Here is a 20614-nt window from a genome sequence, read left to right as displayed (position 1 = left end):
TTGAAAAACAACCATATGAAAAGGACAATTTTAACGACCGCCCTGTTAATTTGCTGCTTTTTAGCCAGTTTTGCAGCTATCGCCGACTTCTCCGGCATGTGGACAGGCTCCCTAAAAGTTGAAAACGGCGAGGTTTATCCGCTCCTTTACAATTTTAAAATTGATGGTGATAAATTAACCGGGACTGCCAAAACTCCAAAAGGCGACCTGCCTATTGACGATGGCAAAATAACCGGTAACGAATTTAAATTCACCGTAACGCTGGGCGACATGGAGATTGCCCACACCGGCAAATTTTATACAGATTCTATAGGAGTTGATATTGCAGTGGGTGATACCAAAGCGCATACAACGCTGTTGAGGAAGAAGTAGAGCCCCCTCTAAATCTCCCCCTAAAGGGTGAGACTTTGATGAGCTAAAGGCAATTCGCTAAATATCTTTCCTTAGATATAAAAAAAGCCCTCCCCTTCAGGGGAGGGTTGGGTGGGGCTAATTCTCCGTTGTATCCCTTTCCACCAATTCCATACCACATTTGGAGCAAACGCCGGGTTTATCAAAGCTCAGGTCGGGGTGCATGGTGCAGGTGTACTTACTTTTCTTTTGATGCTTTTCGGTGGCTTTATTGCCATTACTGCAAGCCGTGATGGTACCTAATGACCATACGGCTAAACACAAAATAATGATTGATCTTTTCATGGTTATTTATTTTTTATAAAAGCGGCAAAGCCAAACAGCGATGCCACCAACACACCTAGGGCGGCCAGCATACTCACGATATCGCGGATATCCTTACCGGCCCAGCTCATACCAAAATATTTATGCAGGAAGATAAAGGATAAACCCTCGGCCCTGTCGATACCGGCAACTTTGGTAGCCAGTTTTGACGATGTTGTTTCGATATACCAGTTATCGCCATTGGGATAGCTTACCCGCGCAACCGGCAGGCGTTTGTTGATAAAGCCGTATTCGTTATTAAACTGTTTGATCACATCTACTTTTACCCTGCCTTTGAAGGTAGTTAAACCAGAGCCTTGAGTGTGATAATAGGTGCTTAAAAAACGGGCATAGTCCTCGTCGGCCAATTCGCGTTCTTTACCGGTTTGGGTATCAAAATAAAGCACTTCTTTTTTACTGTCGACCACCTGGTAAAAAGTATTACCGTTAAAGCTTACCAGGCCGCTTTGTTTGATGGCGCTATCGGCAATGGGTAAGTTGAGATTAGAAACAGTTAATTGCTTACGGGTGATCACCTGCCCATAATCTGCCTTGGCGGGTTCGTTGTGATATAGTTTTACAAACAGGTGAAAAGCCCCGCTTACCACAAATGTGAACATCACAAAAGAAACGATGAGGCCTATCTGCCGGTGAAAACGGTGTACAAAACGTTTGTCTTCCGTGCCTTTGGCTTTACGGTTTTGCTGTATGGTTTTGAATTTTTTCCAGAACAGGCCGTAAATGGTTATCCCGCTGATGAGCGAGAACAACATCACCACCATAATAGCCAACATGAACGCATTGCGGAAAGTATCGCCGGCAATATCGGCCAAAAACTGCCAGGTGTGGAACTGCTCAAATACCCAGAGCATGGTTTTACGGGTGTTATTATTAAATGTACCCATGCGGTTATGGCCTGTTTCTACGTAAACATCCATACCATCGGGGCGGTTAAAGGAAACTTTCCAAACAGGCAGCAGGTGATTGATGGGCTGGTATTGCGCGTCGAAAGTGGTTTGCAGCAGGATGCTTTTCAGGGTAGATGTAGAGTCCTGTGTAAAAAAACGGGCGAGGTATTCGGCATACTGTACGTCGCCATTAGGCAGCAGTACGCCGTCGGTAGCCGAATAGTATTGGTAAACACTATCGCGCCCCTGTACCTGGTAAAAGGTGCCTTTGTTAAAATGGATGAGATTAAAGTTCCGCAGCTCGTGCAGGTTGTTTTGATCCATCACTTGCTGAAGCGATAGTACAGGCTGCATTTTGCTTTGCGGCAGAGGCTTAAAAACCTCTTTGGCAATGGATGGCCTGAACCAGTTTGACATAAATGGGTGCGAAAGCCCGCTCAATGTCCAAAAGATCACCGGTACCAGGCCTATTAAGCCCAGTACGCGATGCCATTTATAAAAACTACTTTTTATTGCTGATGATGCCATGATCAATATTTTGAAAAAGAATAACTGATGCCCAAAGTGTAGGTACGTGGCGGCGCGGCGTTATACGTGTCGCCATACTGGTTGCTGGTTACCGTGGTTGCATACAGCTTGTTGGTTAGGTTGAGTACATTAAACCAGATGCCGGCTCCTTTGATCACGCTGCTTTTGATATCATAGCCCAAACGCAGGTTGTAAATATCATAGCCGCCGTACGTTTTAGTATTGGCCGGGTTGGTATAATACTGGTTGATGTGCTGCCACTCCGTAGCAATACGGAAGCCCGGCAAATACTGTGGCTTATAGGTCAGCTCGGAGTTGGCTATCCAGGCGGGTGCATTGTTCATGCGGTTACCGTTGTAGCTGATCACCGTGCTGGTACCATTGCTGCTGCGTACTTCGCTGTACTCTACATAAGTATGGCGGGCATTGGTACCGCTAAACCTGAAGGTAAGCTCTTTAACAGGAGCCACGGTTACGGAATATTCTACTCCGCGGTGGCGGGTTGCGCCTGCGTTTTGGTTTTGGGTGGTATTATCGGGCAACAGCTGACTGATGATCTCGTTATGACCTTCCATATCAAACAAACTCAACTCAAAATATAACTTCTTGTTGAACGCCGAAAACCATCCGCCTACTTCGTAATTATCAAAAGTAGCTTGTTTCAATGGTGTTAGCTGGCGAGAGCTGTACAGATCGCCGGTTTCTGGTGGTTGAAAACCTACACTATAGTTGGCGTAGAAACCTTTATTATGGCCCAGATCATACGTTAAACCCAGCTTGGGCGCCAGGATGTTAAAATTATTGGTTTCCTGCTGTTTGTATTTGGTTTGCCCTGCCGGGATGCTATTGGTAAAATCATAATGCACCCTGTCATATCGCAAGCCTCCCACAATGCGCAGGGCTTCTACAGGTTTTATTTCGTATTGCAGATAAGCGGCTGTATTGAACAATTTGATGTTGTAATTATCAATATACCTGCCCGTGTTGGTAAAGCCGGTGTAGTAATTGTTCTGTACGTCTTTATCAATATTCAGGTATTGTGCATAATATGAGCTCGGGCTATCGTCCATATACACACCACCAATTAAGCGCGAGTGCAGAAAATCAATATCCACACGATGCTGGGCCAACAAACCATAGCTCTGGAATTTCTGATCATTCACCTGTCCATTGGAGCTTACGTATTTGCCGGTATTATCCCGCACATCAGAGATATAATAGCTGGGCAGCTGCGCGGTAGAGTTATCGCGGAAGAACAGGGTCACAAAAGTACTGTTCTTATCATCCCACTGATGATCCAATCGGGTGCTGGCCCTAAAAGCCTTTACCCTGCGGTAAGTAAAGCGTTGATTGGCGCTATACTTTCGGCTGTAAAAACGGGTGCTATCCAAACTACCCGGTGTTTGGGTGTCCAGATAGTTGTAAGCTGCTGCTGTGGTTAAACGCGTGGTAGGATTAAAATCATAAGTGGTTTTAAAGTTAACCGAGTATTTGTCAAAGTCAGAGTAATCCTGCCAGCTGTCTTTCTGGTGGGCAACATATCCGCCAACATACAAACCAAACTTGCCCTGGCTAAAACCACCATCGGCATCAACCCGGCGATAGTGATAATTATCGCCCTGAACAGAAACATTGCCCGCGTAACCCGTTGGTGGCCCTTGTGTAATAAAGTTAACCGCGCCGCCAATGGAGTTACTGCCATACAGCGATGAGGCCGGACCTTTGATCACCTCAATATCCTTAACACCCGACATATTGATCTCATACAGCGAGTTATGGTTAAAAATCCCCGTTGGGCGTATCGGCAAACCATCTTCCATATACAAATAAAGCGCGTTATAAGTAATGGGCTGACGGATAGCCATAGTATGCTGCTCGTTACCCAGGTTCACCATATACACACCGGCTACCTTGTTTAATAGCTGATACAATGCCGTGGCTTTGGCATCTTTTATTTGGGTGGAATTTATTTTGCTGATAGCGATAGGTGCATCCTGCCGCGCCTGCCCTTCCCTGCTGGCGGTTACCACCACGGGCTGCAGATCGACGGTAGAAGGTTCCAGGGCGATGTCCAGATCCTGCCCTTTTAAAGTGCTTACATCAACAATACGGGCATTATAGCCCACCATAGCAAATTTAAGTTTGGTTACGCCTTGCGCATTGATGGTAAAATGGCCTTTAGCATTGGTTGTAGCCAGTTTTACGCCGGTCGTTGCATCGGCTTTACATACAGATGCGCCTACCAAAGCCTCATGTGTATTGGCATCTGTAATAGTTCCCTGTAAAGTGGTTTGGCCGTATGACCGGGTAAAAAATGATATAAATAGTATAGATAGAATTAGATATTTTTTCATGAATAAGCAATCAGGAGCCGAGGCCCCGGTATAAAAATTAGTATAGGATAATGAATTTCCCGGGGGATCTATTTTAACTTGTCATGCTGAACGCAGTGAAGCATCTATTGTGCGGCTTACCTGGCCGTGAACAGATCCTTCGCTATGCTCAGGATGACAAATCCAATGGCTGTCATGCTGAGCCCGTCGAAGCATGGTGGGCAGGCCTCTGCGCGCGATCCTTCGACAAGCTCAGGATGACATGGGCCACTTTTTCCACACACAAAAGCGCATAGCAAATCCATCAATCAACAAGATCCGGGAAAATGAAATGGGAATTATCCTAACTGGGGAGGCTGGAAGATCGTACCGACACGGTCAAGGGGAAGGGTACAATCATAAGGGGTTACAATCACTTGCAACAAGCTGGAGTGAAATTTAATAACCGTTGAACTGGCTACATAAACTTCCTGAAAAAGGCTCTTTTGCGACTGCCTTTCATCGCTGGCCTGCTTTTCCTCCGCCTGTTTTATCTTTTTCGCAAAATAACATTTACCATCGCAATGCATCCAGGGTTTATCCCGGTTTTCGCAAAGCTTGGTGGCAATGTAGTTTCTGTTCAGTTCAAAACCCGCGTAAATAAAAAACCGCGAGAAATTAACCGTGATCAGCGAAACGATGAGTAAATAGGCTGTAAAACGTTGCAGCATGATGCCGCAAAGGTAGTAGCTGTACCTTTAATAAGCAACGCCTGATAAAAAATAAGTTTTAATTAGGAAGAATCGAATGTATCTTCACCAATAAGAAACCAAACATAGGAGGCTCCGATGGAGCCACTACATCTTTTCCTATTTTCTATAAACAGGATGCTCCTCCGGAGCTACGAGGCACTCAAGCCCCAGCGGAGCTACGTATTTATAGACTGTATTCATGTAACCCTTCGGGCTACGGGATCTTTTCCTATTTTCTATAAACATGTGGCTCCTCCAGAGCTGCAACGCACTCAGGCTCCAGCGGAGCCACATGTTTATAGACTGTACTCTTGTAATCCTTCGGGGTACGGTATCTTTTCCCATTTTCTATAAACAGGATGCTCCTCCGGAGCTATAAGTTATTTAGGCTCCGTAGGAGCCACGTGTTTATAGACATACAAAGCGCTCTTTATGGCTCCTTCGGAGCCTCCTCCACAACTGCAAAGAATACTCATCCTATTTAATTGGCTCGCTTCAACACCGTGTTCAGATGCTCCCCTTTGTAAACAATATGCATCTGAATTGAATCTGCGTAAATTTTACCGGTATGCGGAGCATTGCCATCGGGCACGGGTACATTGAAAGAAAAATCGCTTCCGTTGATCATACCATCGGTAATTTGTACGTCCCCTTCGGGCATGTGAGCCGTGCCGGTAAGTTTGTCGCTATCCACCTTAAAAGTGTAGTTTAATACAAACGTGGTATTGTTGGGCAATTTGAGCGTTCCTGTCCACTTTCCGTTAATGTTCATCACCGCGGCAAAACATATCATGACACCAATAACCATGGCAACGGTTGCAAATATTTTTCTTTTCATGGGGCAATGCAGACAGCGTTATTGCCTTTCCGCTATAGATATACAAACTTTTAGTTAATTGGTTTAACTAAATAAAAAAACCTTACTTATAAGCAAGGTTTTCATAGCGAGGTTTAAGTATGAAAATACTTTTAGGTTATTTCTTTTCTTCTGGTCTTTTTAATACAGAATGAACTTTTGCGCCGTTAATTTCCAGATCGATACCTGTTGAATCGCCATAAAATTTACCTGTATGCGGAATATCCATGCCGCTGGTAGTAACACTGAATGAAAAAGTGGTACCATCTGTTTTACCATTAGCTATCTGCACATCACCTTCTGGTGTTAAAGCCGTTCCGGTTAATTTGTCGCCATCTACTTTAAAATTATATAGTAATGGATATTCTGAACCATCGCCCAAAACTAATTTCCCGGCCCATTTACCATTCAGATCGGCAATGGCTGCCATACAAACCATAAAACAACCTACCAACATCGCGGTAGTAAAAAACTTTCTTTTCATGACGGATTTTTTTATTTACCTAAGATAATGTGTTTTTTGTTAAAAACCAGTTAAGTACACGTTATTTAAACTATACAAAAGTTAAGCTAAAACTCCGGTTTAAACAAGTTATTTACTCTTTTATTTTTACATATTAACTGAATGTTATTTAGCGGCACAAATAATTGTTTAATTTTGACCCGATGAAAAAGGTGGAAGTACTAAAGCTGATGGACTTGGTTGAAGACATCAAAAAATTGGATGAATTGATTGTTTCCAGTCGTAAAAAAAAGACCTCAGATTTTGTGCTGAACCAGTATGAGGCTAAAAAGATCAAGATGGTAGGTTCTATCATCAATGAACTGGCTAATCCTCCCATTCAATCCATAGAAAGCTACCTGCTCATCAAAAAGATCCTGAATAAATACTATCCCAACATGCCCGAAGAAGAGCTGATGAGTGATAGCGATATCGGTAAAATTGTGGCTGTTATTGAAGGATAACTTTAATAAATACCAGCTATGGGTTCTTCCATTTCGCCGCCTTTCCAGAATATCGTAGTTGGATGAAAATGTTTCCAGGAGCGCCAGTACTCCTGATATGCTTGTACTTTGGTTAGCCGCTGCCCTTTTTGTGTGCCCGATATACACAGGCCGTCCCAATCCCAAACCGAGGCCGTTTCCTGATCAGTCAGCAGGCCATCATTGCCCAGGTTAAAATGCAGTTTTTTACCATCTACCATCGTGTTCCAGGCATGATAAGTAAGGCTATCGTGCTCAACGCCCAATAGCAAGGATTGGTGATTAAACTCATCATTAAGCAAGCGTTTGTTATTTAAACGGCGCCAATCATAAGCCTTGGCTTTGCCGTTGATGATTACACCCACTACCCAGCTTTTACCAATCAGGGAGTCTTTGTTTTTCAGTGTGCTATCCCGATCAATAACCTGCACCCGGTCGTAATTTTTCAGATCGGCATAATCGTCAGCATATAGTTTATCGGGCTGCATAATTAATGTGGCCGGATGTTTTTGCAGCCAGGCTCCCAGGGTTGATTGTTCATAGGGCAATTCCTGTAATTGATGACCTTTCAACTCCCCTACAGCTGCAAGGCCCGTAGCCTGGTACCACCAGGTTTTAGTACTTTCATCTTCAATAATAGCATTGTAATGCCTTGCTCCTACCAACCTAAAATGTTGCGTAACACCATTTATAACGGGGCTGTATACCCTACCGGTACGGCACATGGTGCAGTAAGTTATTAAAACGGGTTCACGCCCAACTTCGTCCTGTACCTTATGATGATAGCCCAGGTAAACTACCGGATAGGCCCTGGCCGCGCCATTATTTACTACTCCTATAATTAAGTAATTTAAAGGGACTTTATTGGTGAAGCCGTTAGCAAATTTCACCCTGCTTGTTTCTTTAAACATGGCCTCGGCCTTGAAGGCCACATCGGTAAAATAAAAACTGATGAGACAAAGCACCAATACAGTTATCTTTACAATATTGCCCCTTTTAGTATCTTTTCCGTAATATTTGATCAGGAACCAAACCACCAGTAACGTACCGATAACGCGTAAAGGATTAACCAGTTTTTCGAGATAATAACATACAGTAATGGCGTCAAGATCCTGGCTGCCTGGAAAAGGCATCAGCAGGTAAGCATGCACCAACCCCGGTACGATCAGTAAAATAACACCCAGCCAAAATATCCACGATCTATTCTTATATGCCATTATACTTCGGGATTTAAAGCTGCGTATCTGTTTGCTGATGGCAAATAGCCACTGTTTTTCAATATACCTGCAAGGTGATCATAAAAAGCAGGATCTGTTGGGGTTACACTGGCCAACCCATCAACATAACGATTATATAAACTAAACAATGCGGCAATTAATACGGTATCATGTATTTCCAGATCGGTAGCGCCGGCGTTACGGGCCTTATCAACCAAAGCCGGGCTTACATTTTTACCGCTTACCTGTGTTTGGCGGGCAATTTCAAGCAGGCACTTCATTTTTTCGCTTACGGGAGCGTTATCGGGGTCATTCTTTACCTTTTCTGCTGTTTCTGTTTCGCCCAAAAGCACATTAGCTGCGGCAGTGTGCGCATTAGTACAAAACCGGCATTCATTTCCATTACTTACTACGGTAGCTATCAGTTCGCGCTCCCCTTCAGTCAGGGTCGATTCACCACGCAACAAAATCTGGGTTAGCTGCCTGATGGGTAGCGCAGTATCCTGACGATAGTTTAGTAAACCTGTAATTCCGGGCAGGTTTTCGTCTAACGGTATGTATGGCATATCAATATAGGGTACCGGCTTGTGCCGGTTAGTAAATTTCCAATAATCAGGTTTATAATAATTCCGAATTTATTAAAAAATACTTTGATAAAGAGCAGCTGTCACCATAATTATTTTTAGTCAAAAACCCACCTCATTAAGCCTGGCTATTGCTTTTTACCGTTCTCCACACTTTTTATCTCTTCCTTGCGATCTTTTGCAAAATCAAAATTGTTAAAATCAGCTGTCTGCGGTACATCAAGGGTAAAACTGCTTAACGGATCAATTTCAACCGTAATATCTTCGGCTATCAGATCAACCACATGACCTCCAAAAACTTTATCTGTGGATAAGAAGTGAAAGTGGTAACCGGCAATGTGCGGACCTTCCATAAACTTTGGTATCCGGAAGCCGATCAGGTCGCCGTTCATATCTGCATGGTTAAAAAAATGTTGCCTATCCAGCATGGAGGCCAGTGGCAGGTACGGCTTTTCAACCGGCGGGAAAGCCCTGGTTTTTACCAGTTTAAATTTACCGCTGATGTGGATGGCGTAAATACCATTCTGATTGGTGAGCAAGCTATCCAGATAACCGTAAAACGCGGTCTTGTTTAAGGTACCGCTATGCTTATACACTTTTTTGGCATTAAAAAAGCAAACTACTGCGTAAGGTGTTTTACCGGTATCAGGTATCTCGGTTGTTTTGCCGGTTGCCTGAGTTTGATAAAGATGCCCCTTGAAAACAAGCAGTTCACCATCGAGCCTGGCCGGGGCGCCCAAGCCAAAATCGCCGTGTTGCTTCAATTGTTTATAAGGATAGTACGAATCATACAAACCACCAATAAATGCCGAAGCTAAACCGGCGCTGAACAAGTTGTCATTATTGAGATTAGCGGGCTTTGCTTTTTGCTGTGCCGAAGCCGTAAAGCTGTAACCAATAACAGCCAGCAAGAAATAAATAGGGGATTTTTTCATAGCTCATAAATATTGTAAATGTGGCAGCAAAACAATCGTTTTTTTGGCAGTATGGCAAATATTATAGCATACATTATTAATAATTTGCTGTAAATTTTTACTTTGCTTTTACCACGGGCTGGCTGGGCTATGTTAACTTTGCAGTCTACTTAAAACAAGGAAAACATGAAAATAGAGATATGGTCTGATGTGATGTGCCCGTTTTGTTACATCGGCAAACGCAGGTTTGAGGATGCACTGCAACAATCAGGGCACCAGGAGCAGATAGAAATTGAGTGGAAAAGCTTTCAGCTTAACCCGGATATGAAAACCGACCTCTCTACCAATATTAACCAGTACCTGGCCGATGCCAAAGGCTGGACACTGGATTATGCAGCGCAGTTAAATGATCATGTAACCCAAATGGCAGCCGAAGTAGGTTTAACCTATAACTTTGATCGTGCCGTGGTAGCCAATAGTTTTAACGCTCACCGTTTTACGCATCTCGCCAAAAAACATGGTTTAGGTGATGCTGCAGAAGAAGCCTTATTTAAAGCCTACTTTACCGAAGGACAGAACATTGATGATAACGATACCCTGATTAAACTGGGCGTTAACATTGGTTTAAATGCTGCTGAAATAAAGCAAGTATTGGAAAGCGATACCTATGCTGATGAGGTAAAATACGATATTGCACAGGCGCAACAGTTAGGTATCCGTGGCGTTCCATTTTTTGTGATGAACAATAAATATGGCGTATCCGGAGCTCAGGCTGTACCAGTGTTCCTGGAGACTATTGAAAAATCATTCACGGAGTGGAATCAGGAAAACAAGAAACCTTCATTAACCGTTATTGAAGGAGAATCCTGCTCGCCCGATGGTGATTGCGGATAAATTTCTTGTAGCGCGTAAATCTTTCTGTCTCAAGCAAATCAAAAAACGATTTAGCCTGTTCATGTTGTAACATATTTATTATACCTTTGTATATATGAATCATAGTGTACTTACTACACTAACGTAAATATAAATGATCGACGCGCCGGCTGTACCCCTTCCGCTATCAAAAAAAGCACTCCGCATTGCTGTTGGAGCCATGTTTTTTATGGCCGGGCTCAGCTTTTCGAGCTGGGCATCGCGTATAGCCACTGTACAGCAGGACATGGGCCTTTCTGACGCGGCTTTGGGTGCAGTATTATTCGCGCTGCCTGTAGGTTTAATGTGCTCCCTCCCGTTTTCAGGCTGGATCATCACCAAAATAGGCAGTCGTAAGTTGCTTATCAGTGCCTTGTTAGTATATTCAGTAGCATTGGTGACTTTGGGGCTAGCTCAAAATCCATTCCAGCTCATCATTTGCCTCATATGTTTTGGCTTCAGCAGTAATGCCGTGAATATTTCTGTGAATACACAGGCTGTAATTACCGAAGAATTATATCAACGACCTATCCTGGCTTCGTTTCATGGTTTATGGAGTTCGGCAGGGTTTGTTGGTGCAGGTGTAGGTACTTTTATGATCGCTAATCACGTGGCACCTTATCTGCATTTTTTAATCATGATGGTAGTGATCATGATCGGTGTAATTGTAGCGGCACGCTATCTGAAAGATGATAAGGTAGCCAATGCTGGCCCGGTTTTCGTGATGCCCGATAGTTCGCTGATCAAGCTGGGGGTTATCGCTTTTTGCTCCATGATCTGCGAAGGTGCCATGTTTGATTGGAGTGTTATCTACTTTAAAAAAGTGGTACTTGCCCCTACGGCCCTTGTAGGTGTAGGTTTTACCGCTTTCATGCTTACCATGGCTGGAGGCCGCTTTTTTGCTGATAAATTCGCTCATCGCTATGGCTTAAAACGTACGCTGCAGGTAAGCGGTACATTAACGGCTACGGGCTTGCTTTTCGCGGTAGCATTTCCACATGTATATACGGCCATAGCCGGTTTTTTACTGGTAGGTGTTGGTGTATCATCAGTAGTGCCTATGGTTTTCAGCGCGGCTGGTAAATCAAAAACCATGCAGCCGGGTGTTGCTTTGGCGGCAGTATCAACCATAGGATTCCTGGGCTTTTTGGTAGGTCCTCCCCTAATTGGTTTTATAGCAGGTTTGGCCACTTTAAGAGCTTCCTTTATCCTGATAGCCTGCATGGGTGTATCTGTAGTAGTGGTATCTACCAAGGCCAAGATCTAATCATTCCCGGTTCAGATCGCCCCCTGCCGGATTAAGCAGGTATTCAAATTGCTCGTATCCGTTATGAAAAATAAATTTCAAGCGCTCCTTAGGAAGATTGATATCCAACGACATCAAGCCCATGGTTTGTGGCAGATTATCCCTTATTAATTTCAAATCGGTTACATGGGGCATCTCAATAAATATATCCTAATCACGCGCTTCTATTTTCCATCCCGGCAGGTTGGCATGATGCAATACATCAATCCATTTTTGCTGATAAGTGTTCATAATTGTGTTTTGTAAATAAAGATGAAAATGCGCGGGTTGGTTTTAAATATTTCATTTCTGTTAATGGTTTTGGTACTACAGTGATCTGTAAAACCCGGATAGAAACTTTTAATTCCTTAATTTAGGAGCGATGCGGCAAAAAACTCCAATTGAAAAAATTACGGCACCGGTAAACAAGTTCATCCACCAGGAACATACCAGTGGGATTGTGCTTTTTATAAGTGTGGTAATAGCCATTATATGGGTTAATTCACCACTAGAACACTTTTATCATGCCCTGTGGGATCTTAAATTGTCCCTGGGGTTTGACGGTTTTATGCTCGACCACTCCCTGCACCTCTGGATAAACGACGGATTGATGGCCATATTCTTTTTTGTAATAGGCCTGGAATTGAAGCGGGAGTTTATGGCCGGTGAACTTTCTTCTATCAAAAAAGCATCCTTACCTATGGTGGCTGCTTTGGGAGGGATGTTAGTGCCTGCCCTTATTTATTTCCTGATCAACAAAGGTACAGCATCTGAACATGGCTGGGGTATCCCCATGGCTACCGACATCGCCTTCGCGCTGGCACTGCTGTCCATTGCCGGTAAACATATCCCATCATCTGTAAAAGTTTTTTTATCGGCCCTGGCCGTTGCCGACGATCTTGGCGCGGTACTGGTGATTGCTATATTTTACAGCTCACACATTGCCTTAATGCCTTTAACCATCGGGGTTTGGCTGTTGGTTGTGCTACTTATAGGAAACAAAATGGGGGTACGGCACATTGCTTTTTACCTGATAATTGGCTTTGGGGTTTGGGTGGCATTTTTACTTTCGGGCGTTCATGCAACCATTGCCGGTGTATTGGTAGCCTTTACTATCCCGGCACGCACCCGCATCAACGAAAAAAGTTATGCCGATAGCCTCCGTAAGCTTTTGCTCAATTTTGAACAGGCAATTCCTAATAACAGCACCTTAACTACACCCGAGCAGCACGACACGATTGAAAAAATAAAGAAATTAAGCATGGACGCCGAAACGCCACTTCAAAAGGTGGAATTTATGCTGCACCCATGGGTTGCTTTTATAGTAATGCCCCTTTTTGCATTAGCCAATGCGGGTATTGTGATCGGTGCCAACTTTTTTTCGTCACTGGCTAATCCGGTGAGCCTCGGGGTAACCATCGGTTTACTAGCCGGTAAATTTATTGGTGTACTGCTGGCTACCTGGCTCATGGTAAAATTTGGTGCACAATTGCCGGCAAAATCTACCTGGAAACAAATAGTTGGTGTAGCCTTACTGGCTGGTGTGGGCTTTACCATGTCGCTGTTTATATCTGGACTCGCTTTTAGTCATCCAGAGATGGTTGACCAGGCCAAGTATGGTATCCTCCTAGCTTCGTTAGTGGCTGGAGGGCTTGGGGTGCTGGTATTGAGGAAAGCCCGATAGTGTTTTTGTCTGAATCAGAATTTCCAGAATTAAAGAATTTTCAGAATTTGTCTACTTTACACCCCATTTTTTTCAAACTCACCACTCACCACTCACTACTCACTACTCACCACTCACTACTCACTACTCACCACTCACTACTCACTACTCACTACTCACTACTCACTACTCACTACTCCCCCGCATTCGGCTTACCATATACACTCAGCGGTGTAAGCCTGTCCTGAAACATTATTTGCGGACTATTATAGAATTTCACAAAATCACCGCCGCTTACCTGACCTGGATATGGCACAAAATAATGACTTGCAGTACCGTTACGCCAGGCCAGTACGTAGGATAGTTGATGTTTGGCCAGCGTGGGCAGTAAGACCTTTGTCCACCAATCGGCCTGGGGTATTTGCTCGTAACCGGTTTCGGGCAGGCAAGCTACTTTGTGATGTTTGGTGGCTACTCCCTCTAAAATAGTAAGGCGTTTATCCAATTTGGTTTGGTAATCGGCAACGTTTTGGAAACAGTAATTGTCAAAGCCCATAAAATCCACATATCCATCGCCTGGATAACGTTCCAGGAATTCTTCTTCTGAATCAAAATCAGCAGTTGAATATACGATGAGCAGGTTATGGAGTTTTTTCTTTTCACGCAGATAATCTATAGTGAAACGCCATAAGGCTTTAAATTCTTCAGGTGAGCTGGTGTTTTTACCCCACCAAAACCAATTGCCGGTAAGTTCATGAAATGGCCTGAACAATATGGGGATGGCTTCACCGCCAGAGCCTTTCAAATCGACCATATAAGCTGCCGCTTTATCCAGCCAGGATACATAAACTTCGTAATATGCACCACCCGGAATCAGCTCTTTAATGGTATGTTGAGTGGTATCCCAGGCTGTTTTGCCATTAGCGGGATTATCCATGTGCCAGCAGAAGGTATTGATACCACCACGTTCATAGGCCTCTTTTACCAACTGCTTTTGTAGCTTAAATGGTACACCATTAATATCATTAATACTATCATGTTCAATTTTTGCCAAATCCCACCCATATATAGCCGGATAAGAACCTGTAACACTTTTTACATCAGACCCATTGGGCTCAAATTTCCAGTTAACCCCATAGGCAGTATCGTCATGATGACCAAATAAAATTCCAGCACCCAGCAAGCGCTGCATACTGAAAAAAAGAACGCTGGTTTCGGCCGTGGCTTTTTTATCACTAGGGCTATATAATTGTGCGCTGGCAAACAAATTGTAAAACAGTAAAAATAAAGCGGTAATGGTTATATACCTCAAAACTGGGTGCATACTAAAATAATAGGGCCAAAGTCAAAATTACTATTATTAAAACTCATGTCACCAAGCTATTTGTTTAATAATTTCAATGCAGGCACGCATCAAAAAATATTAGCTGTAACTATGCAACACACAGGGTATTAAACGCCTTGTTGCCAAATTTTACACTCCATTAACCATATTTTTCTGGGTGCATTGTTCAATATAAATTATAACTATTAGGTTTGCAGCCAATTGCGATTTTAACTTTTTACCCGAACGGTCAGAAACTTAAGCTCAATTTAATATGTTATTAAACCACCTCTCCTTAACTTACGGGAGAATGATCGGTGGTTTTGGGTTTGGCTTGTAAATTGTATAATGAATTCGACTTTGTCAGTCAAAAACATGAAATTGCCATATAATATATAAGGTTCAAACAATTGCCATAAGTTATTGTAGAGTAACCATAATTAATTTGTACAAATACTACTATATCATATTTAATGGATACAGCAGAAAGCGCAACAACGGTTAAAAAGAATTCGAAGTTTAAACAAAGCCTCATCAACTTTTTTACCGACCTGTATAAGATCAACCAGTTTATTTTACGCTTTTTCAGAGAGGCCTTTGTACCTCCATTTGAACTGAAAGAGATTGTACGGCAGTGTTTTGAAGTAGGTGTGCGTTCCTTTACATTGATATCCGTAACAGGTTTTATAGTTGGGGTGATATTTACCAAACAATCACGTCCGTCGCTATCAGAATTTGGGGCACAATCATGGTTGCCGTCGCTGGTATCCATTGCCATTATGCGCGCGCTGGCACCTTTAGTTACAGCGCTTATCGCATCGGGCAAGGTAGGTTCAAGCATTGGTGCCGAACTTGGCTCCATGAGGGTAACCGAGCAAATTGACGCCATGGAAGTATCGGGCACCAAACCTTTTAAATTTTTGGTGTGTACACGCGTACTGGCTACCACCCTTACCATTCCTATCTTATCAACCTATACCGGTTTGATAGCTATATTAGGTGGATACTTAAACGTAAGCCAAAACGAAGGCACCAGTTGGAGCACCTTTATACAGCAGGTATTTGAACCCTTAACTTTTGTTGATTTTGTAGCCTCGCTAATCAAATCCATCGTGTTTGGTTTTACCATAGGTATTGTAGGCTGTTACCAGGGATACAACTCAACTAAAGGAACCGAAGGTGTTGGTAAGGCGGCTAATGGCGCGGTGGTGACCGCCATGTTCCTGGTATTTATTGAAGAAGTGATCATCGTACAGATAACCAGCTGGTTCCGTTAATATGAAAAAGACACACACACCAACAGATCATAGCAACCCGGTTATCAGCATTAGGGGGCTTAAAAAAGCTTTTGAGGATTATGCCGTACTGCGCGGTATCGACCTTGATCTTTACCAGGGCGAAAACCTGGTGGTGCTTGGTCGTTCGGGTACGGGTAAATCCGTACTGATCAAGATCATTTCGGGCCTGCTGAAACCAGATGCGGGCGAAATAACCGTATTGGGACATAACCTGGCACAAATAACCGAAAAAGAGCTACAGGAATTGCGTGTGAGAATCGGCTTTTCGTTTCAGAACAGCGCCTTGTATGATAGTATGACAGTACGCAAAAATCTGGAATTTCCACTGGTACGTAACCGCAAAGGCATCACCCGGGCCGAGATCAATACTTCGGTTGAAACCGTATTGGATGCCGTAGGCCTGTCGCAAACCATCAATCAGATGCCTGCAGAGCTTTCGGGCGGCCAGCGTAAACGTATCGGTATTGCCAGAACATTAATCCTGAACCCGGAGATTATGCTGTATGATGAGCCTACTGCCGGGCTTGATCCGATAACCTGTATCGAGATCAATGACCTGATTAACGAGGTGCAGCAACGATACAATACTTCATCTATCATTATTACGCACGATTTAACCTGCGCCAAACAAACCGGCGACCGGATTGCCATGCTGCTCGACGGGCAATTTCAACGTACCGGCACTTTTGATGAGGTGTTTGATACCGACGATAGCCGGGTTAAACCATTTTTTGACTATAACTTTATTCACTAAGAACAGATATTATAACCATTATCATGGACGCAACAGAAAATAAAAAAGCAATTATAGTAGGCATATTTTTAGCACTCGGCCTCATTGTATTTATACTAGGGGTATTTACGCTTGGGGGCCAGCAGAAAAGCTTCGTAAAAAATATAAAAATAAGCTCCGTTTTTAGCGACGTAGCCGGATTAAAAAAAGGCAATAACGTATGGTTTTCGGGGGTTAAGGTTGGTACCATCAGCGAGGTTAAGTTCATCGGCCCTTCAAAAGTACAGGTGTTTATGAATGTTGACCAGGCCACCCAGCAATATATACACCGCAACGCTGGCGCCAAAGTAAGTTCCGACGGATTAATTGGTAATAAGATCATCGTGATTGATGGCGGTAGTCCGCAAGCTCCTGAAATTCAGGATGGCGACGTGCTACAGGCCGAAAAAATGCTATCGACCGACGATATGCTTAAAACTTTACAGGATAATAACCAGAACCTGCTGGCCATTACTACCGATTTTAAAGCCCTGAGCCATAAAATACTGGAAGGCAAAGGAACTGTTGGCGCATTAATGGCCGATAGCACCATGGCCATCCAACTGCGCGGAGCCATGCGCAACTTACAGGCCGCCACGCAAAGTGCTGCAAACATGGCCGTGCAGTTGAATAATTTCAGCGCCAAAATGAATACCAAAGGCGGCTTTGCCGATAAACTATTGACCGACACCGCTACTTTTAACAAAATAAGCCAGTCGGTTGCCCAGCTGCAAAAAACAGCAGCTAATGCATCAACCCTCACCGAAAACCTGACCAAGGCCAGCAATAAGCTCAATACTACCGATAATGCTATCGGTGTACTACTAAACGACCCTAAGGGTGCTACACAAGTACAAACCACGCTAAACTATCTGCAGCAAAGCTCGGTTAAACTTAATGACGACCTGGAAGCTGTACAGCACAATTTTCTGCTACGCGGTTTTTTCAAAAAGAAAGCGAAAGCCAAGGCTGATAGTTTAAAGGCTCAATAAACTTTATACTACAGGTATGCAAAGCGGATGTATGGTATTGGGGATAATTGAAATGTGCGCGGCGGGACTGCTCATTTTTTTGGCCTATCTTATCAAATACAAAAAAAGGGTTGAGATCATTGCCGGTTATGACGAGCGAACCTGTAAGGACAAAGACGGTCTGGCCAATTGGATAGGCGGCAGCCTACTGGTCACCGGGCTAATATGTCTTTTATTAGCTATAATAGCTACCTTGATGCCCAACCATACCGATCAAATGATGATTGCTTTTGGCGTTATCATACTATTGTGGGCTATTATCGCCAATATTGGCGGCAAAAAATTTAAAGTTTGATCCTTTGTTTACGCGCCCCTTTTCAATAGGATTGGGATCGGCGTTAAATAATCGCTTTTACTCCCGGTATTTTCACCAGTAAGTCGCCTAAGGCAAACGAACCAATAACAGCCAATGGTGCAACAAAAAGTAATTTAATGGCAGGGTCGGTATGGAAGGGCCTGAACAACATAGACAAGGATATCAACACCAAGGGATGAAATATATACACCGCAAACGTGGCCCGCGACATATTCTTCATAAATACCGATTGACTATTCCATTTTTGCCGCGCAATACCCAATAAAGCTAAGATGATAAATATCCCGGTGAATTGCTCCCAGCAGGCATACATTAACGATTGCCAGTGCCCATCGCCATTAAAGGTTTCAATCGGGCTATTGGTTACTATTTTTATATAATAAATTATCGGGAACAATACTACAATCATAAGGGCAACCATAGCAGCAAAGCCCTTACCCATCTTATAACTTACTACTTGTAACCATTGCCCTCGCGAGGCTACTATACCTAAAGCAAATAAGGCGATATACTGTACAAAGTGTCCCAATTGAAAACCGACCGGCTTGAGTACCCAGCCAACCGGGAATACCGACCTCACCAGGTAGCTGCCTAAAGCCAAAGTAAGCGCAAATAAAACAATCTTGTTTACCGGTGGTAATTTACCTGGTTCTGGTTGTGATGGTTTGTTACTTTTAAATAGCAACATGATACCCACATATAATAAACTGAAGGTCAGCAGAGCTGCTACAAACCACAATACCCCGAAATCTATCCAGGGGTGAAAACCGTGCAGGTAATCAACATAGGGAATATCATGTCCCAGTGCAAACCGGTAAACCAGGTAACTTAATACCGGCGACAGGATAAAAGAGTAAAATATAAGGGGGATGCCTAATCGCTTTAATCTATCGGCTGTAAAGCGGGCTGCCCCTTTTTTATGAAAAGACGATTCTGTGAAATAGGCGGAGATAAAAAAGAAAAAACCCATAAAAAACGACTGATTAGTAGCCACAAACAAGGTCATGGGTATTAATGCAGCAGTATGGGTTGTTTTTTCGGCATAATACCAGCCACCTGGAGCGCCATAGGTAATAAATGTATGATGCAGCACCACCAAAATGGTAAGCATTACTTTTAAATTATCTATATATATAATTTTACCGGTTTGTGTATTACTGCCAGCGGTAACGGGTGATACAACGGTTTGAACTTGCATTGGTATAGGTTAAAACGATATTTTATAATTTGATACATCTAAAGGATGCTTTTTTTTCAAATTAGTTACACCGCTTTGCAATTATTTGATCAATTGCCCTGCATTGCGCTTATCTGGGGGGAGTGCCATGAAGCTTTTATAGCTGGCATTCAAATAGTTGGTCAGATTAAATTCACTGGCGGTATAAACTTTAACCGATGGGATGTAAAGCAAGATAAAATTATCAAGATCAGTACCTTTAAGGGGTACATACTTGGCTATATTATCGGCAGTAAATACCTTGGCTATTTCATCACTGGTTTTCCCATTCTCCAAAAGCTCGGCCTGCTTCTTTTTATCCTTTTCGTCTTTGTTCCAATAATGCAAGCGAAGTATTACGCCGCCTTTGGGATCACCTTTTGGATTAGCAGCACTGGGTGCATTACGCTGATAGATCATGGTTTGCCCATGAAACTCAGGATCCACATAACCGCTTGCAGGCTTTTTGATCTCCACATTGGTTACCTTAACCTCTTTCAATTCATTTTGCTTAGCTGTTATAAGCACCTGCATCCCGCGCAAATCGGTTACAACAACAGTATCCGGAAGATAAAAAGAGCTTTTAAACAGGAGTATGTCGCCGCCTTTGGCGGGGATGTTGAACTTACCTCCTTTGTCGGTTGTGGTAACTTTGCCATTGGTTGAATTTTCCACCCGCAAACCAGCAACTACAGTATGAGATTTGATCTCATAAACAGTACCCTTCTGCACGCCCTGCCCATAGGCAAGTGCCGAAACAAAACAAGCGATCAATATAAGCAGGAGCTGACGAGGCATATATAAAGTATCCAAAATAACAAAACACAAATTTACAGATAAACTTTTTAACTTATTTTAACATTATAGAGAATAGTGAGTGGATGAGTAGTGAGTGGTTGTCAGAATCAGAATTTTCAAAATGTAAGGATTTTCAGAATTTGACTAATTTGCCTGCCATTTTTCAAACCACTCACCACTCACCACTCACCACTCACCACTCACCACTCACCACTCACCACTCACCACTC

Annotated in this window: 22 protein-coding genes; 9 read left to right on the top strand and 13 right to left on the bottom strand. The window is 43.2% G+C overall.

Annotated elements, in window-relative coordinates; all coding sequences use genetic code 11:
- Nucleotides 1-15 precede the first annotated feature (15 nt).
- A complete protein-coding gene (locus tag G7092_RS23990) occupies nt 16-372 on the top strand; it encodes a glycoside hydrolase (protein WP_166093432.1) in 357 nt (118 codons plus the stop codon).
- Between the two features lie 117 nt (nt 373-489).
- Here G7092_RS23990 and G7092_RS23985 read toward each other — a convergent pair whose 3' ends face one another.
- The 6 genes from G7092_RS23985 to G7092_RS23960 form a co-directional block, all read right to left on the bottom strand.
- A complete protein-coding gene (locus G7092_RS23985; protein ID WP_166093430.1) occupies nt 490-696 on the bottom strand; it encodes a heavy metal-binding domain-containing protein in 207 nt (68 codons plus the stop codon).
- A gap of 2 nt (nt 697-698) precedes the next feature.
- On the bottom strand, nt 699-2150 hold the full coding sequence (locus tag G7092_RS23980) for a PepSY domain-containing protein (protein ID WP_166093428.1): 1452 nt from the start codon (nt 2148-2150) through the stop codon (nt 699-701).
- Nucleotides 2151-2152: 2 nt separating this feature from the next.
- A complete protein-coding gene (locus tag G7092_RS23975; RefSeq protein WP_166093426.1) occupies nt 2153-4504 on the bottom strand; it encodes a TonB-dependent receptor in 2352 nt (783 codons plus the stop codon).
- A gap of 317 nt (nt 4505-4821) precedes the next feature.
- Nucleotides 4822-5193, bottom strand: coding sequence for a hypothetical protein (locus G7092_RS23970; RefSeq protein WP_166093424.1), 372 nt, complete (start codon nt 5191-5193; stop codon nt 4822-4824).
- Nucleotides 5194-5695: 502 nt separating this feature from the next.
- On the bottom strand, nt 5696-6052 hold the full coding sequence (locus G7092_RS23965) for a glycoside hydrolase (protein WP_166093422.1): 357 nt from the start codon (nt 6050-6052) through the stop codon (nt 5696-5698).
- A 136-nt stretch (nt 6053-6188) separates the two neighbouring features.
- A complete protein-coding gene (locus G7092_RS23960; protein ID WP_166093419.1) occupies nt 6189-6554 on the bottom strand; it encodes a glycoside hydrolase in 366 nt (121 codons plus the stop codon).
- A 182-nt stretch (nt 6555-6736) separates the two neighbouring features.
- Between G7092_RS23960 and G7092_RS23955 the strand changes: the two genes are divergently transcribed.
- On the top strand, nt 6737-7036 hold the full coding sequence (locus G7092_RS23955; protein ID WP_166093417.1) for a hypothetical protein: 300 nt from the start codon (nt 6737-6739) through the stop codon (nt 7034-7036).
- Between the two features lie 2 nt (nt 7037-7038).
- On the opposite strand, the gene G7092_RS23950 is transcribed toward G7092_RS23955, so the two are convergent.
- The 3 genes from G7092_RS23950 to budA all read right to left on the bottom strand — a co-directional run bounded on the left by G7092_RS23950 (nt 7039) and on the right by budA (nt 9790).
- The gene (locus G7092_RS23950) at nt 7039-8271 is read right to left on the bottom strand and encodes a DUF3179 domain-containing (seleno)protein (RefSeq protein ID WP_166093415.1); all 1233 of its coding nucleotides are present in this window, start codon (nt 8269-8271) and stop codon (nt 7039-7041) included.
- Nucleotides 8271-8837 (bottom strand): carboxymuconolactone decarboxylase family protein, encoded by a 567-nt coding sequence (locus G7092_RS23945; protein WP_166093412.1) that lies wholly within the window; start codon nt 8835-8837, stop codon nt 8271-8273. Before G7092_RS23945 ends, G7092_RS23950 begins: the two co-directional genes overlap by 1 nt.
- A gap of 146 nt (nt 8838-8983) precedes the next feature.
- Nucleotides 8984-9790, bottom strand: a complete 807-nt coding sequence (gene budA, locus G7092_RS23940; protein ID WP_166093410.1) for an acetolactate decarboxylase — start codon at nt 9788-9790, stop codon at nt 8984-8986.
- A 165-nt stretch (nt 9791-9955) separates the two neighbouring features.
- Between budA and G7092_RS23935 the strand changes: the two genes are divergently transcribed.
- Both G7092_RS23935 and G7092_RS23930 read left to right on the top strand, forming a co-directional pair.
- A complete protein-coding gene (locus G7092_RS23935; RefSeq protein WP_166093408.1) occupies nt 9956-10663 on the top strand; it encodes a DsbA family oxidoreductase in 708 nt (235 codons plus the stop codon).
- 133 nt (nt 10664-10796) lie between these two features.
- On the top strand, nt 10797-11948 hold the full coding sequence (locus tag G7092_RS23930) for an MFS transporter (RefSeq protein ID WP_166093406.1): 1152 nt from the start codon (nt 10797-10799) through the stop codon (nt 11946-11948).
- Here the strand turns inward: G7092_RS23930 and G7092_RS23925 are convergent, their stop codons facing one another.
- On the bottom strand, nt 11949-12122 hold the full coding sequence (locus tag G7092_RS23925) for a hypothetical protein (protein ID WP_166093404.1): 174 nt from the start codon (nt 12120-12122) through the stop codon (nt 11949-11951).
- 226 nt (nt 12123-12348) lie between these two features.
- Between G7092_RS23925 and nhaA the strand changes: the two genes are divergently transcribed.
- Nucleotides 12349-13650, top strand: coding sequence for a Na+/H+ antiporter NhaA (gene nhaA / locus G7092_RS23920; protein WP_166093402.1), 1302 nt, complete (start codon nt 12349-12351; stop codon nt 13648-13650).
- 172 nt (nt 13651-13822) lie between these two features.
- Here the strand turns inward: nhaA and G7092_RS23915 are convergent, their stop codons facing one another.
- Nucleotides 13823-14953, bottom strand: a complete 1131-nt coding sequence (locus tag G7092_RS23915) for a glycoside hydrolase family 26 protein (RefSeq protein ID WP_166093400.1) — start codon at nt 14951-14953, stop codon at nt 13823-13825.
- Nucleotides 14954-15426: 473 nt separating this feature from the next.
- On the opposite strand from G7092_RS23915, the gene G7092_RS23910 reads away from it, so the two are divergent.
- Genes G7092_RS23910 through G7092_RS23895 form a run of 4 tightly spaced genes read left to right on the top strand, consistent with a single transcriptional unit; the run spans nt 15427 to nt 18349 of the window.
- Nucleotides 15427-16230 (top strand): MlaE family ABC transporter permease, encoded by an 804-nt coding sequence (locus G7092_RS23910; protein WP_166093398.1) that lies wholly within the window; start codon nt 15427-15429, stop codon nt 16228-16230.
- Nucleotide 16231: 1 nt separating this feature from the next.
- Complete coding sequence (locus G7092_RS23905; protein WP_166093396.1) at nt 16232-17005, top strand: ABC transporter ATP-binding protein; 774 nt, start codon at nt 16232-16234, stop codon at nt 17003-17005.
- Nucleotides 17006-17028: 23 nt separating this feature from the next.
- Nucleotides 17029-18015 carry an MlaD family protein gene (locus tag G7092_RS23900; protein WP_166093394.1) on the top strand — a complete coding sequence of 329 codons (987 nt, stop codon included), beginning with the start codon at nt 17029-17031 and terminating at the stop codon, nt 18013-18015.
- A 16-nt stretch (nt 18016-18031) separates the two neighbouring features.
- Nucleotides 18032-18349: a DUF3784 domain-containing protein gene (locus G7092_RS23895; RefSeq protein WP_166093391.1), complete on the top strand. Its 318-nt coding sequence runs from the start codon at nt 18032-18034 to the stop codon at nt 18347-18349.
- Between the two features lie 43 nt (nt 18350-18392).
- Here the strand turns inward: G7092_RS23895 and G7092_RS23890 are convergent, their stop codons facing one another.
- Nucleotides 18393-19568: an acyltransferase family protein gene (locus G7092_RS23890; RefSeq protein WP_166093389.1), complete on the bottom strand. Its 1176-nt coding sequence runs from the start codon at nt 19566-19568 to the stop codon at nt 18393-18395.
- Nucleotides 19569-19649: 81 nt separating this feature from the next.
- A complete protein-coding gene (locus tag G7092_RS23885; protein ID WP_166093387.1) occupies nt 19650-20384 on the bottom strand; it encodes a hypothetical protein in 735 nt (244 codons plus the stop codon).
- Nucleotides 20385-20614: the final 230 nt, after the last annotated feature.

Origin of the sequence: Mucilaginibacter inviolabilis (assembly GCF_011089895.1) — a bacterium.
GTDB classification, from domain to species: domain Bacteria; phylum Bacteroidota; class Bacteroidia; order Sphingobacteriales; family Sphingobacteriaceae; genus Mucilaginibacter; species Mucilaginibacter inviolabilis.
Note: the sequence above shows the minus strand (reverse complement) of the source record. Positions and strands in the feature narration are given on the sequence as shown.